The organism is Polluticoccus soli (assembly GCF_029269745.1).
Taxonomy (GTDB): domain Bacteria; phylum Bacteroidota; class Bacteroidia; order Chitinophagales; family Chitinophagaceae; genus Polluticoccus; species Polluticoccus soli.
Genome location: NZ_JARJHT010000002.1, coordinates 519607 through 534537, shown reverse-complemented (window position 1 = coordinate 534537; position 14931 = coordinate 519607). Strand labels below are relative to the sequence as shown.

Genomic DNA, 14931 nt, shown 5'->3' with positions numbered 1-14931 from the left:
ACTGGTTATTCCGACTTCTGCAGCGGGTTGGCCACCATGTTATACACGGTACTCAGCTCGATCTTGCTTTCGGTAGAAGGAACTGCGTTAAAGAACCCGCCGAAACGAACATACATGGTGTCCTGCAGGAAGTATTCCTTCATGTTTATAGTAGGTTCTACGTCCAGGTCCAGTTTCTGCAAGCCTTTGGGCACACCGTATTTATGCGCTACCAATTGTTCCTCTAGCCCGGGAGCCGAAGCATATACCCGTATGGTATCCAGGAAATCGAAGTTTTTATCAGCCGGCTGTACGATAGTTACCCCTAATTGCTTCAGCGTCACTGTTTTTACCAGGTTAATTGCACTGCCGCTTTCGCTGATGTACTTCTCTGAGTTGGTTGCAAAAGCCATGGGCGGTAAATATGCGCTCATACCACCGTTAGGTAAAGGCCCCAGGCTGTCTGGCAATCCCTCTACTTTGGGCACATCAATGGTTTCCTTGTACGTAAAATCCTTGGAAATATTAGCAAAATTGGTCAGGTTTGGGAGTTTCTCGCAACTCATTAGGCCCATGGCTGCTACAGCCAAAATCACATAAGTCTTCTTCACGTTCTCTCTCTCGTTTTTTGTAATATATTATAAACCATAAAGTTACGATTTTTATCCCATACAACCAAAACCATGAATTATCTGTAATTTTGCCCCTCCCAAATGAAAACCGTAGCATTTCATACACTGGGCTGCAAGCTCAACTACTCCGAAACATCGACACTTAGCCGCATGCTGGAAACAGATGGCTTTGTTAAGAAGGACTTCGAGGAGGAGGCTGACGTGTATGTGATCAACACCTGCTCGGTGACCGAGAATGCTGATAAAGAATGCCGCCAGATAGTGCGCCGTATACAACGCCGTGCACCAGAGGCCATGGTCGTGATAACCGGCTGTTACGCGCAGCTGAAGCCGAAGGAAATAGCTGAGATCGAGGGCGTTGACCTGGTGTTGGGTGCAGCTGAGAAGTTCAATCTTGCCCGCCACCTGCAAGACCTTACCAAAGGCAACCAGGATAAAGTGCACGCCTGTGAGATAGAAGAAGTAAGCGGCTTTCATAGTTCCTACTCTATCAACGACCGTACACGTACCTTCCTGAAAGTGCAGGACGGTTGTGATTATAACTGCAGCTTCTGCACCATACCGTTAGCACGCGGGCATAGCCGTAGCGATAGCATTACCGGCGTACTTGCTAATGTGCAGGAACTTGCCCGCACCGGCACCAAAGAGATCGTACTTACAGGTATCAACCTCGGCGATTTCGGTAAGGGCACAGACGGTGGCAAAAAGCGTGAAGAAAGCTTCTATGAACTGGTACAGGCGCTGGACGAAGTAGACGGCATTGAACGCTTCCGCATCTCATCAATAGAGCCCAACCTGCTTACTGATGAGGTCATCGAATTCGTAGCCCAGTCGAAGAAGTTCATGCCGCATTTCCATATCCCTTTGCAAAGCGGTAGCAACACCATACTTGGTGCGATGCGTCGTCGATACAGGAGAGAACTTTATGCAGACCGAGTAGCAAAGATCAAGACCCTGATGCCGCATTGCTGCATTGGTGTAGATGTGATCGTTGGTTTCCCCGGCGAAGGCGAAACTGAATTCAAAGAAACATTTGACTTCCTTCATGATATCGATGTTTCTTACCTGCACGTCTTCACTTACTCAGAGCGCGCTAATACACTTGCCATCGACATGAAGCCAGTAGTACCTGTGCACATCCGCCAGGAACGTAATAAAGTGTTGCGCAACCTTTCTTATCAGAAGATGCAATACTTCTCATCACTACACACCGGCCAAACACGCAAAGTGTTGTTTGAAAGCGCTGAGAAGAATGGCATGATGGATGGCTACACTGATAACTACATCAAAGTGCAAACTCATTTTAGAAACGAATGGGTGAACCAGCTTATTGACTGGAAACTTTAGTTCACTTATATTTGCTCTCCCAACCGATTCTGTAGCTCAGTTGGTAGAGCAGCTGACTCTTAATCAGCGGGTCTAGGGTTCGAGTCCCTACAGGATCACTAAAAGTAAAATGCCCCGATATGTCGGGGCATTTTACTTTTATTCCTGTACCGCCTGCGGTACCTTTTCCGTGACCGCTGCAGGCAATGTTATTACAAATGTAGCGCCTTCGTTTATGGCACTCTGTGCACTTATGCTACCGTTGTATTGATCTATGATCTTCTTGCATATAGAAAGGCCAATGCCTGTGCCTTCATATTCATCGAAGCTATGCAGGCGCTTGAAGACAGTGAATATTTGCTCTGCATACTGCTGATCGAAACCGATGCCGTTGTCTTTTACAATTATGCGATGATAGTCCTGGTCCATTACTGCATTAGGCACGTCATTCAAGTACATACCTTTTACTTTCTCTGAGTAGATATTGATCTCAGGCGGTACGTCTTCCTTGCTAAACTTCAGTGCATTGATAACAAGATTCTGGAACAACTGCCTGAATTGGCCGGGTATAATGTACAGTGTAGGCAGCTCACCGATATGGAACACCGCTTGTTTCTGTTCGATCTGTATCTCAAGATCTGATAATACCCCATCGAGCAATGCATTCAAAGGGGTTTCCTGGTAGGAGTCATTATTGTTGGTAGCCGACCTTGAGAAAGCGAGCAAGTTCTTAATGAGTAACTGCATCCTGTTCGACGCCTTCATCATTCTTTCCAAAAGGCCCTGCCCTTCATCGCCCAACGGGTCTCTGAACTTTGCAACCAGGCGATCGCCGAAAATGATGATCTTCCTGAGTGGCTCTTGCAGATCGTGAGAAGCCACATAGGCAAAACGTTCCAGCTCTTCGTTGGTAACTTTAAGCTGGTTGATGTTTTCCATCAATTGCTTGTTCAGCCTGTTTACCTTTTCTTCAGAATTGATCCTTTCAAGTATCTCGCGCTCCAGGTTCTTATTTGCGGCAATGAGCTTTTGCTCCTGTGCCATCAGCTGGTGGTTCTTGTTATAGAGCTCAACATACACCGACACCTTTGCGCGAAGCAGGTCAGGATTGATCGGCTTATAGATATAATCCACACCACCCATCTGGTAGCCCTTGAACATGTTCTCTTCTCCATGGTCGTTGGCCGTAATGAATATAATGGGTATGTGCTTCAGCTTGTCGCGCTCATAGATAAGAGTTGCCGTCTCGAAACCATTAAGGTCCGGCATTTGCACGTCCATCAGTATCAGCGTGAAGTCATGCTCTTTTAACAATATCTTAAGTGCTGCCCTACCCGAGTTCGCCTTGGTAATGATATAATCTTCCTTATCTAAAATAGTCTCGATCGAGAAGAGGTTGTCTTCCCGATCATCGACTACGAGGATCTTATTTACCGGCTTAGGTACAGCAGCAATTTCTTCTTCAAAAAATTCCATTCAACCTACTATTTATAAAGCCAAACTCTCATTAACGATAACAGCTGGTCTATCTTAACTGGTTTAGTGATATAGTCAGAAGCTCCAGCCTCTATACATTTTTCCCTGTCGCCTTTCATCGCTTTTGCGGTCACCGCGATGATTGGCAGGTTTGTGTTCTTATGCTCGCGCCTGATCTTACCTGTTGTTTCATATCCATCCATTTCAGGCATCATGATATCCATCAGCACCATATCAATATTGTTGTTCTCATTCAGGATATTGATCGCCTCCTGGCCGCTTTCGGCAGTTATTGTATTAATATTATACTTTTCAAAAGCCGTTGTCAGGGCAAACAGGTTACGAACGTCATCATCTACAACCAGGATATTCTTACCCGACAGTACATCTTCACGCAACCTCAGGCTCTCGATCATTTTGCGTTTTTCAGGCTGCAGGTCTTTGTGATTGAGATGCAGGTGCATCACCGTCTCTTCAAGTAAGAGTTCAAGTGAATTGACGCTCTTTAACAGCACCCTATTGGCAAACTGCTTCAATTGCGTCCGCTCACGACTCGTAAAGTCCTTGGCCGAATAGATAATGATCGGGGTCATCTGCATTTTCTTAGCACCATGAATCTCCATAACAAAATCAAACCCGCTCACATCCGGCAGCATATAGTCCACGATCACGCAGTCATATACGTTCTCTTTGATCAGTGCCAAACCTTCCTTGCCGGTTGAGGCAATTGTGATATCTACTAATCCATCATTATCAAGCACTTTAGCTATCTGTGATGAATCGAGTTCATTATCCTCAATGATCAGCAACTTTTTCGGCGTACGCGCGTTGAATTCAACAATATCATCAAACAGTACAGATAACGCCTCATTTTTCAACGGTTTAAGATGGAAACTTCTTGCACCACGCTTCATAGCCAGCAACCTATTCTCTTCACCCGATATCAGGTGAACAGGGATATGCCTGAAGTTCATGTCATTCTTGAAGAGGTCAAGTATCTTCCAGCCACTCGCATCCGGAAGTTTCACATCAAGTGTCACAGCAATTGGGTTGTATTTGTTTACTAATTCAAACACTTCACCAAAGCTTGAAGCGATCACCACCTTCAGATCTTTCTCATGGGCCTTATCGATCATGATCTTCGCAAAACGAATATCATCTTCTACCACCAGCACGATCTTATCAGAACTTACGATGTTATTGCGGTCATCGCCTTTTTCATTGATCAGCTCATTCACACCATCCAGGTCGCGCTCCGGAAGTTTCACTGTAGGTACTGTTTGTATCGACAGCTTTTCATCGTTTTGCGCCAGCTCGTATTCGCTGATGGCGAGCGTGCTTTGTTTTTCTTTCTTAACCAGGTTCGGATTGTATTCCATTGGCAGGAAGAGGGTGAATATACTGCCCGCTCCTACTTCACTATCCAGTTCAATTGAACCTCCTAACAGGTCGGCAAGACCGCGGCTGATCGATAGCCCCAGACCGGTACCACCATACTTACGGCTGGTAGAACCTTCTGCCTGCTGGAAGGCTTCGAAGATGATGTTTTGCTTGTCCTTAGAGATACCAATACCTGAGTCCCTGATCTCGAATGCCACAACTTGCTTGGCATTGTCGAGACTTGGGTTACCCGGTTTCCAATTCTTATTTGCTTTATAGATCCTGAACTTAACCTCGCCTTTTTCCGTGAATTTGAAGGCATTAGATAGCAGATTCTTAAGTATCTGGTTAAGACGTTGCACGTCGGTCTCAATGATATCCGGCAGATCGTTGTCGATGTCAATACCGAATTTGAGGCTCTTACTTTCAGATACGTGCTTGAACGTTGTTTCCACAAACGATGTGATCTCGTTAAAGCGAACATTGATGAAGTCGGCGGAGATATAACCCGATTCGATCTTCGAAAGATCGAGGATATCGTTGATCAATTGTATCAGGTCATCACCACAACTGTGGATAGTCTTCGCGTAACGTATCTGTTTTTCGGTCAGGTTACCTTCATTATTCTCAAACAGCTGTTGCGCGAGGATCAGCAGCGAGTTCAGTGGCGTACGCAACTCGTGCGACATGTTGGCAAGGAACTCTGATTTATATTTAGATGTAAGTGTCAGCTGTTCAGCCTTCTCTTCCAACGATTTACGCGCTTCTTCCACCTCCTTGTTCTTCGCTTCCACCTCTTCTTTTTGTTTAACCAGGAGGTGCGCTTTATCCTGCAGCTCTTCGTTCGTACGACGTAGCTCTTCAGCCAGAGATTGTGATTGTTCAAGCAGGTGCTCTGTACGCGAGTTGGTCTCGATCGTATTCAATACGATACCGATACTTTCTGTCAGCTGACTTAAGAAGTCTAAGTGCGTTTCACTAAAGGTATCGAACGATGCCAGCTCAATTACCGCTTTAATATCTTTCTCGAACAATACCGGCAGTACGATCAGGTTAAGCGGCGTTGCCTGTCCCAAACCTGATTTTATCTTGATATAGTTCTTTGGAACGTTCGTTAGCATGATACGCTCTTTCGTCATTGCCACCTGTCCTACCAGTCCTTCGCCCAAAGCAAACTCTTTCGACATGGATATTTCCTGGTTGAAGGCATAACCTGCAAACAGTTTGAGCTTCCTGTTTTCCAGTTCTTCGTCCTGCTCCAGTATGTAGAACATACCATGTTGCGCGTTCACCACCTGCGCCAGCTCCGAGAGGATACGGCGTGTTACCGTATTCAGGTCTTTCTGACCTTGCAGCATCTGGGTGAACTTGGCGAGGTTCGATTTCAGCCAGTCTTGCTCCTGGTTCCTTAGTGTTGTCTCTTTCAGGTTGGCGATCATCTGGTTGATCGTATCCTTCAGTTCTTCCACCTCACCTTTCGCTTCCACGCGGATCATCCGGGTAAGGTCACCCTTTGTTACCGCCGAGGCAACTTCGGATATCGCACGCACCTGTGTCGTCAGGTTTTCCGCCAGCTGGTTCACGTTCTCTGTGAGGTTCTTCCAGATACCAGATGCACCCGGCACGTTCGCCTGTCCACCCAGCCTACCTTCAACACCCACCTCGCGGGCCACGGTAGTTACCTGGTCGGCAAATACCGCCAGCGTATCGATCATTTCGTTGATCGTATCAGTCAGCTGCGCCACCTCACCACGTGAGTTGATCGACAGTTTTTGTTTCAGGTTACCGGTTGCTACCGAGGTCACAACCTTCGCGATACCACGTACCTGGTTCGTCAGGTTCGAGGCCATCATGTTCACCGAGTCGGTAAGATCTTTCCAGGTACCGGCCACACCTTTCACCTCGGCCTGGCCACCCAGCTTACCTTCCGTACCCACCTCACGCGCCACACGCGTTACCTCGAAGGCGAAGGAGTTCAGCTGATCCACCATCGTATTGATCGTGTTCTTCAGATCGAATATCTCACCTTTTACGTCGATGGTTACTTTCTTAGAAAGGTCACCTGATGCCACAGCCTTCGTCACCTCGGCAATGTTACGTACCTGCGATGTCAGGTTACCCGTCATCTGGTTCACCGAATCGGTAAGGTCTTTCCAGATACCAGCCACACCCGGTACGAAGGCCTGTCCACCCAGCTTACCATCGGTACCCACCTCGCGGGCCACACGCGTTACCTCCGAGGCGAAGGCGCGGAGCTGATCCACCATCGTATTCAGCGTTTCTTTAAGTTGCAGGATCTCACCACGCACATCCACCGTGATCTTACGCGACATGTCACCATTCGCCACCGCGATAGCCACGTCGGCAATGTTACGTACCTGGTCGGTCAGGTTACCGGCCATCTGGTTCACCGAGTCCGTAAGATCTTTCCATGTACCACCTACACCCGGTACGTGTGCCTGGCCGCCCAGCTTACCTTCGGTACCCACCTCGCGGGCCACACGCGTTACCTCAGAGGCAAAGGCGCGGAGCTGTTCCACCATCGTGTTGATCGTGTTCTTCAGCTCAAGTATCTCACCTTTTACATCCACCTCGATCTTGCGCGACAGGTCACCGTTCGCAACCGCCGTTGTTACTTCGGCGATGTTACGTACCTGTGCCGTCAGGTTCGAGGCCATTTTATTTACAGAATCTGTTAAGTCTTTCCATGTACCACCAACACCCGGTACGTCGGCCTGTCCACCCAGCTTACCTTCAGAACCCACCTCACGGGCCACACGCGTTACCTCCGAACCGAATGAGTTCAGCTGATCCACCATCGTGTTGATCGTGTTCTTCAGCTCGAGGATCTCTCCCTTAACGTCCACCGTGATCTTACGCGAAAGGTCACCTTTCGCCACCGCGGTCGTCACCTCGGCAATGTTACGCACCTGGGCTGTCAGGTTCGAGGCCATCTGGTTCACCGAGTCGGTTAGATCTTTCCATGTACCACCAACACCCTGCACCTTCGCCTGTCCACCCAGCTTACCTTCCGTACCCACCTCGAGGGCCACACGGGTTACCTCGGATGCGAACGAGTTCAGCTGATCCACCATCGTGTTGATCGTATTCTTCAACTCGAGGATCTCGCCTTCTACGTTTACGGTAATTTTTTTCGAAAGGTCACCATTCGCCACCGCTGTCGTTACCTCGGCAATGTTACGCACCTGGCCGGTAAGGTTCGAGGCCATCTGGTTCACCGAGTCGGTTAATCCTTTCCATACACCACCTACACCCTTCACTTTCGCCTGGCCACCCAGCTTACCTTCCGTACCCACCTCTAGCGCCACGCGGGTCACCTCGGATGCGAACGAGTTCAGCTGGTCCACCATCGTATTGATCGTATTCTTCAGTTCAAGGATCTCACCCTGAACGTCCACCGTAATTTTCTTAGAAAGGTCACCATTCGCCACCGCGGTCGTTACATCGGCGATGTTACGTACCTGTGATGTCAGGTTCGACGCCATCTGGTTCACTGAATCGGTCAGGTCTTTCCACATACCACCGGCACCACGTACCGTCGCCTGTCCACCCAGCTTACCTTCCGAACCCACCTCACGGGCCACACGCGTTACCTCCGAACCAAATGAGTTCAGCTGATCCACCATCGTGTTGATCGTGTTCTTCAGCTCGGCGATCTCACCTTGTACATCCACCGTGATCTTCTTGGATAGATCACCATTGGCCACGGCCGTTGTTACCTCGGCAATGTTACGCACCTGGTTCGTCAGGTTTGAGGCCATCATGTTCACCGAGTCGGTCAGGTCTTTCCATACACCACCTACACCTTCCACCGTTGCCTGTCCACCGAGCTTACCTTCAGAACCCACCTCACGGGCCACACGCGTTACCTCCGAACCGAATGAGTTCAGCTGATCCACCATCGTGTTGATCGTATTTTTCAGTTCAGCGATCTCACCCTGAACGTCCACCGTAATTTTCTTAGAAAGGTCACCATTTGCCACCGCGGTCGTTACATCAGCAATGTTACGCACCTGGGCCGTCAGGTTCGAGGCCATCTGGTTTACCGAGTCTGTAAGATCTTTCCATACACCACCCACACCTTTTACTTTCGCCTGGCCACCCAACTTACCTTCAGAACCCACCTCACGCGCCACACGCGTTACCTCGGCAGAGAACGAGTTCAGCTGATCCACCATCGTATTGATCGTGTTCTTCAGCTCGAGGATCTCTCCCTTTACGTCCACCGTAATTTTGCGCGACAAGTCACCTTTCGCCACCGCTGTCGTTACCTCAGCGATGTTACGCACCTGGCCTGTCAGGTTCGAGGCCATCTGGTTCACCGAGTCGGTTAGATCTTTCCATGTACCTGCAACACCTTTTACTTGTGCTTGTCCACCCAGCTTACCTTCTGTGCCCACCTCGAGGGCCACACGCGTTACCTCTGACGAGAATGAGTTGAGCTGATCCACCATCGTGTTGATCGTATTCTTCAGCTCAAGGATCTCTCCTTTTACGTCCACCGTGATCTTCTTCGACAGGTCACCTTTCGCCACCGCGGTCGTCACATCGGCGATGTTACGCACCTGGGCCGTCAGGTTCGAGGCCATCTGGTTCACCGAGTCGGTAAGGTCTTTCCATACACCACCTACACCTTTTACTTTCGCCTGTCCACCTAGCTTACCTTCTGTACCCACTTCGAGGGCCACGCGGGTCACCTCCATCGAGAACAGGTTCAGCTGCTTCACCATGTCGTTCACCTCTTTGGCAATACGCGCAAACTCACCCTGTAACAGGTGATCACCTATTTGCGTAGGCATCTGTTGCGACAGGTTACCTTTCGCCACCGAGCTGATCACACCTGCGATCTCAATAGTCGGGTGAACAAGATCAGAAATAAGTGTATTGAGAGAATCTACACCGGTACTCCAGTTGCCCTTGGCAAATGGCAGCTCGATGCGGTGATTCAGTTTACCCTGCTTGCCGATCGTGTTACTGGCACGGGTAAACTCCTGGGTCATCTTTTCGTTAAGAGAAATTATGTCGTTGAGTGTATCGCAGATCTTACCACTGATACCCACCTGGTCGATGGGCATGCGGACATCGAAATTACCGTTTCGAACCTCTGTGAGTACTTTCAGAAGTTCCTTATACAAGTTGTCTGACGGTCGACTGTCATAACCCGATTCATACCCCGCACCATTCAGTTCTTCGTGTTTGCCGTTCATGGCCTTTTCACCGAGTTTACCGTTCAAGACCTTCCCTTTGGTCTTGGGTTTGGGTACACCTTTAGTGGGCCCGGATGAGGTTGGGGTTTTTGATTTTCCCCGTTTTGGGGAATTCTTCTTTGGCAGCGTCACGACTTCCTCTGCTACCGGACGTGCCGCTTTTCGGGTGGTTTTCGTTGTGCTTTTGCGCTGTGTACTCATGTTCAGGCAAATGGTTTTGCTTGTTAACTATGTGTTATTACAGAAAATCATCACACATTTTTGAGCTGCGCCTGAGCATTAAAACTCATAATCGGCGCTTCAAAAAACTGTAATTCCCCGTAAACGATTGTAATCGAAATAATTAAACACTAAAGAATCGTTCCAACAGAAAAAATAAAATAAGAAAAGCATTATTTAAAATCTATTGAACAGCAACCGGCTAATCAAATGGCATTTTTCAAACATAAGAAACCAAGTACGAATTTTATTTGAATTGGTTCGTTCAGCGGCAGTAGCTGAAATCAGAACATGGAAAACAGCATAAAACCACCTATAGAATTTTCGGGCGACGCTCAACTATTACTATACACCCGTTACGGTGATCCGAGAGATATTGGATGGGACCATAAATGGATCAACGAGTGGCATGTTCAGCAGCTTTTCCCTTGGTTCCCGGAATCCCATATACGCATCCACAAGCATTTCGCTCCTTTGCTTGAAAAGGCTTTCAAAGAGTTGGAGGAAGCGAACCTGCATACAGAGATCAAGAAACTCGACAGCGCTTATGAGATACGACTGATGAAAGGCAGCGAGGCTGTACTATCTGTACATAGCTGGGGCGCAGCCATTGATCTCAACGCTCACGAAAACCCTTACGGAAGTGCCGGCAACTGGAGCGAAGCCTTCATTGAGATCATGAGTAAAGCTTCTGTTTTTTGCGGACAACAATGGCCCGTTCGAAAAGATCCGATGCACTTTTCTATGGTTAATGGCTAAATACCTGTAACTTTTTCACCAGTTAAACGTTACACTGGTATGTCGCTACAAGGAAAGACCATTTTTATCACCGGTGCCAGCAGGGGTATTGGTAAGGCTATTGCATTGAGACTGGCCCGCGAAGGCGCTAACATTATTATAGCTGCAAAGTCAGTAGAGGATGATCCGAGACTGGGTGGTACTATACAACAAACAGCCGATGAAGTGACAGCTGCAGGCGGCAAGGCACTGGCAGTACAATGCGACATCAGGGATGAAGAGCAGATATTACAGGCTATCCAAAAAGGCACAGCTCTTTTTGGTGGCCTGGATGCGCTGATCAATAACGCCTCTGCTATCAATCTATCTAATACACAAACATTAGAGGCGAAGCGCTTCGACCTGATGCATGATATCAATGTGCGCGGTACATTCCTTGTGACCAAGCACTGCATACCTTTCTTAAAGAAGGGCAATAACCCGCACATCATTACACTTTCGCCGCCAGTGGACCTCGATCCGAAATGGTTCGGCATGCACCTGGCATATACCCTGGCCAAGTACAACATGAGCATGATGACACTTGGCTGGGCGCAGGAACTGAAGAAGGATGGCATTGCGGCTAATTCACTCTGGCCGGCGACGACGATCGCAACAGCAGCTGTCAAAAACCTGCTTGGTGGCGACTTCCTGGTACAGCGCAGCCGCAAGCCGGATATAGTTGCAGAAGCCATTTACCATATCCTTCAAACACCTTCAAAGGAATTTACCGGCAACCTGTTGCTGGACGAACAAGTACTAACCGAAGCTGGTATTACCAACTTCGATGAGTATGCGATCAACCCCGGTGGGCCGCTGCAAAAAGACCTTTTCCTTAACTAACAACACATACTGTGAACACCATTCTTTCTATCAACCAGCTCGCCAAGAGTTACGGACAGATACAGGCGTTGAAAGGCGTATCGTTCGATGTACCTGAAGGCAGCGTATTTGGCATACTTGGCCCCAATGGCAGCGGTAAGACCACCCTGCTGGGCATCGTCCTTGATGTACTCAATGCCGATGCCGGCAATTACAATTGGTTTGGCGGAATGCCCAACGATGTAGCAAGGCGTCAGCTAGGATCACTGCTGGAAACACCCAACTTCTACCACTACCTATCAGCAATGGATAATCTGAAGATCGCGGCCGCCATCAAGCAGCGTGGTGACGACGACAGGCTGCGAGTACTGGAACAGGTAGGCCTGCTGCAACGTAAGGACAGCGCATTCCAGACATTCTCACTTGGTATGAAGCAACGTCTTGCCATTGCGTCATGTTTGCTGGGCCATCCTAAAGTGTTGGTGCTTGATGAACCTACCAACGGCCTGGACCCGGCGGGCATCGCCGAGATACGTGAGCTTATCCTGAAACTGAACCGTGAGGGTTTCACCATCATCATGGCCAGCCACCTGCTGGATGAAGTGGAGAAGGTTTGCACCCATGTAGCTATCCTCAAAAAAGGCGAGCTGCTTATAAATGGCCCGGTGAATGAAGTGCTGCGCAGTGAGGACCAAATAGAAGTGGCTGCTGACAACCTGCAAACGCTACAGGATGCCCTGCGTACGATGCCGGGCATTACACAAATGCGCCCTGTTGCAGGAGGACTACTCCTATCATGTGAGAAGACCGTTGACCCGACGCACGTTAACCAACACTGCATCAGCAAAGGCATTGTACTCTCTCACCTGGTGCTCAAAAAGAAGAGCCTCGAAACCAAATTCATCGAACTCACAAACCAATAAATCATGAGATCCTTACTTGCTATAGAATGGCTCAAATACAAGAGCTATCGCACTTTCTGGATACTTACAGGCTTCTTCATCGTGCTGCTGCCGCTGTGGAACTATGGTATCGCTAACAGCCTCTTTAACATAAACGGCAGCGGCAACTCCGGCATCAATGTGCTCAACCAGGTATACTCCTTCAGCTACGTTTGGGAGAACGTAGGCTTCTGGGCCAGCATCTTCGTGATGTTCATCTCTGTGCTCATGATCATCCTGACCACCAATGAATACCAGTACCGCACCAACCGACAGAACGTGATAGATGGCTGGAGCCGCATGGACTTCTACCATGCAAAATGGCAGGTGGCCCTTGCGCTGGCTGTGCTTACCACTTTGTACGTATTCATCGTGGGCGTAGGCTTTGCGTTACGAACCGATACAATGAGCAACTTCCCCGGCCATATAGAAAAGTTGTTTTACGTCTTTATTCTCTCGCTCAACTATTATGGTTTCTCGCTACTGCTATCACTATTCTTCAAACGCAGCGGCATCACCATCGGCATGTTCTTCCTGTATTGCATGATCATTGAAAGCCTGCTGAGCCGGGTGATCAACTGGAAGTTGGACACGAAGATCGGTAACTACATGCCCCTGCAAGCCAGCGACGAACTGCTGCCTTTCCCTATCCTCGACCTGTTCAAATCGATAGCCCGACTGCAGGAAGCACCTTCTGCTTTGCCTTATGTCATTGCCTCGGCTGCATGGATAGCTATCTATTATTTTGCAGGCCGTCAGAAATTACTAAAGAGCGATTGGTAAATTTGCCTCATGGCAACAGACAGACCAGTCATTTTAGTAACGAACGACGACGGAATAGCAGCACCCGGCATTTTCAACCTTGTAGAAGCTGTCAAAGAACTTGGAGACGTGGTAGTAGTAGCACCCGACAGTCCGCAATCGGGCATGGGACACGCCATCACTATAGGCCACCCTCTACGGCTGTACAAAGCCGATATATTTGGCGACATACCTGCCTGGCAGTGCAGTGGTACACCGGTAGACTGCGTAAAGCTTGCCCGTGATAAGATACTGCACCGTAAACCTGATATATGCGTAAGTGGCATTAACCACGGAGCCAACTACTCTATTAACGTCATCTATTCCGGCACCATGTCCGCTGCTATGGAGGCGGCCATTGAGGGAATCCCCTCTATCGGTTTTTCGCTTCTTGACTTCAATTACGACGCTGACTTTACCGTTGCCCGCAACGTAGCTACCACCATTACCCGCAGGGTGCTGGAGCAGAAGATGCCTGCCCATACGCTGCTCAATGTCAACATCCCCATCGTTCAGCCGCATGAGTTTAAGGGCATGAAAGTTTGCCGCCAGGCCTATGCCAAATGGAAAGAAGAGTTTGACCACCGCGTTGACCCACGGGGTAAGGACTATTATTGGATGACAGGTAAGTTCGTGAATATGGATGAGGGACATGATACGGATGTTGAAGCCCTGGCAAAGAATTATGCGTCCATCGTTCCGGTAAAGTTTGACCTGACCGACATGCAGATGAAGGCCATGCTGGAAGAACAGTGGAAGGACATGTCCTAGCGATTTTTGTTGCCGTTTGTTGCCGAATTGAGGCGTTTTTTAAAAGTGGCAACGAGTCCGCTTCGCTCAGTTGTTGCTGAATTGGGATGTTTTTAAAAACTGGCAACAAGTCTGCTTAAACATCAACTTAAAGCCATTCCGGTTATCAGACCTGACGTTCAATACAAAAATACGCTATTTATTACAAATATCCAAAAGCACCATTAGTCCCTGTAAGTCGTTATCCAGTGCCAGGACAGCGCCGAAAGAATGAAAAGAGCTACGCCAAACAATATCACTGGCTGCTTTATGAATAGGAAGATGTAGAACACCGTTATGCCAAGGATATTGCTGGTAACAGCAGGATAGTTCCTTAACAGGGTCTCTAGTTTTAATTTATACATGGCCCATTGCACGCCGAGGCACATGACCAGCACCAACCCGTAAAACAGGAAGGTTCCCGGATCGATCGGATCGGGATCGGCGAAGTATTCCCATAAGCTAATTAATGCGAACATGATCATACTCCCCAAAAAGGTACGGTACAACAATCTGTTGAGACTGGGGATATCTTGCGTGTTGTTTTCTGCAACCATAAAG

The 14931-nt window shown here is 48.5% G+C and carries 10 protein-coding genes and 1 tRNA gene; 7 read left to right on the top strand and 4 right to left on the bottom strand.

Features of this window, described 5'->3' with window-relative positions; translation table 11 throughout:
- Positions 1–5: 5 nt before the first annotated feature.
- On the bottom strand, positions 6–590 hold the full coding sequence (locus tag P2W83_RS12985) for a hypothetical protein (protein ID WP_276134172.1): 585 nt from the start codon (positions 588–590) through the stop codon (positions 6–8).
- Positions 591–692: 102 nt separating this feature from the next.
- On the opposite strand from P2W83_RS12985, the gene mtaB reads away from it, so the two are divergent.
- Entirely contained in the window at positions 693–1958 is a 1266-nt protein-coding gene (mtaB, locus tag P2W83_RS12980) for a tRNA (N(6)-L-threonylcarbamoyladenosine(37)-C(2))-methylthiotransferase MtaB (protein WP_276134171.1), read from the top strand.
- Positions 1959–1983: 25 nt separating this feature from the next.
- Positions 1984–2056 (top strand) — tRNA-Lys (locus P2W83_RS12975).
- A 40-nt stretch (positions 2057–2096) separates the two neighbouring features.
- Here P2W83_RS12975 and P2W83_RS12970 read toward each other — a convergent pair.
- Both P2W83_RS12970 and P2W83_RS12965 read right to left on the bottom strand, forming a co-directional pair.
- Positions 2097–3413 carry a sensor histidine kinase gene (locus P2W83_RS12970; RefSeq protein ID WP_276134170.1) on the bottom strand — a complete coding sequence of 439 codons (1317 nt, stop codon included), beginning with the start codon at positions 3411–3413 and terminating at the stop codon, positions 2097–2099.
- Between the two features lie 8 nt (positions 3414–3421).
- On the bottom strand, positions 3422–10222 hold the full coding sequence (locus tag P2W83_RS12965) for a HAMP domain-containing protein (RefSeq protein ID WP_276134169.1): 6801 nt from the start codon (positions 10220–10222) through the stop codon (positions 3422–3424).
- A 309-nt stretch (positions 10223–10531) separates the two neighbouring features.
- Here P2W83_RS12965 and P2W83_RS12960 point away from each other — a divergent pair, with 309 nt between their 5' ends.
- The 5 genes from P2W83_RS12960 to surE are packed head-to-tail and all read left to right on the top strand — an operon-like array spanning position 10532 to position 14352.
- The gene (locus P2W83_RS12960) at positions 10532–10999 is read left to right on the top strand and encodes a M15 family metallopeptidase (protein WP_276134168.1); all 468 of its coding nucleotides are present in this window, start codon (positions 10532–10534) and stop codon (positions 10997–10999) included.
- Positions 11000–11038: 39 nt separating this feature from the next.
- The gene (locus tag P2W83_RS12955; RefSeq protein WP_276134167.1) at positions 11039–11860 is read left to right on the top strand and encodes an SDR family oxidoreductase; all 822 of its coding nucleotides are present in this window, start codon (positions 11039–11041) and stop codon (positions 11858–11860) included.
- A gap of 11 nt (positions 11861–11871) precedes the next feature.
- Positions 11872–12762, top strand: coding sequence for an ABC transporter ATP-binding protein (locus P2W83_RS12950; RefSeq protein ID WP_276134166.1), 891 nt, complete (start codon positions 11872–11874; stop codon positions 12760–12762).
- A gap of 3 nt (positions 12763–12765) precedes the next feature.
- Entirely contained in the window at positions 12766–13563 is a 798-nt protein-coding gene (locus P2W83_RS12945) for an ABC transporter permease (protein WP_276134165.1), read from the top strand.
- A 9-nt stretch (positions 13564–13572) separates the two neighbouring features.
- On the top strand, positions 13573–14352 hold the full coding sequence (surE, locus tag P2W83_RS12940; RefSeq protein ID WP_276134164.1) for a 5'/3'-nucleotidase SurE: 780 nt from the start codon (positions 13573–13575) through the stop codon (positions 14350–14352).
- A 203-nt stretch (positions 14353–14555) separates the two neighbouring features.
- Here the strand turns inward: surE and P2W83_RS12935 are convergent, their stop codons facing one another.
- Positions 14556–14927 (bottom strand): hypothetical protein, encoded by a 372-nt coding sequence (locus P2W83_RS12935; RefSeq protein ID WP_276134163.1) that lies wholly within the window; start codon positions 14925–14927, stop codon positions 14556–14558.
- Positions 14928–14931: the final 4 nt, after the last annotated feature.

What these genes read in the sequence shown, in the direction of transcription:
- mtaB (WP_276134171.1), top strand. Translation starts at nt 693, where the DNA reads ATGAAAACCGTAGCATTTCATACACTGGGCTGCAAGCTCAACTACTCC.
- P2W83_RS12970 (WP_276134170.1), bottom strand. Translation starts at nt 3,413, where the DNA reads ATGGAATTTTTTGAAGAAGAAATTGCTGCTGTACCTAAGCCGGTAAAT.
- P2W83_RS12965 (WP_276134169.1), bottom strand. Translation starts at nt 10,222, where the DNA reads ATGAGTACACAGCGCAAAAGCACAACGAAAACCACCCGAAAAGCGGCA.
- P2W83_RS12960 (WP_276134168.1), top strand. Translation starts at nt 10,532, where the DNA reads ATGGAAAACAGCATAAAACCACCTATAGAATTTTCGGGCGACGCTCAA.
- P2W83_RS12955 (WP_276134167.1), top strand. Translation starts at nt 11,039, where the DNA reads ATGTCGCTACAAGGAAAGACCATTTTTATCACCGGTGCCAGCAGGGGT.
- P2W83_RS12945 (WP_276134165.1), top strand. Translation starts at nt 12,766, where the DNA reads ATGAGATCCTTACTTGCTATAGAATGGCTCAAATACAAGAGCTATCGC.
- surE (WP_276134164.1), top strand. Translation starts at nt 13,573, where the DNA reads ATGGCAACAGACAGACCAGTCATTTTAGTAACGAACGACGACGGAATA.
- P2W83_RS12935 (WP_276134163.1), bottom strand. Translation starts at nt 14,927, where the DNA reads ATGGTTGCAGAAAACAACACGCAAGATATCCCCAGTCTCAACAGATTG.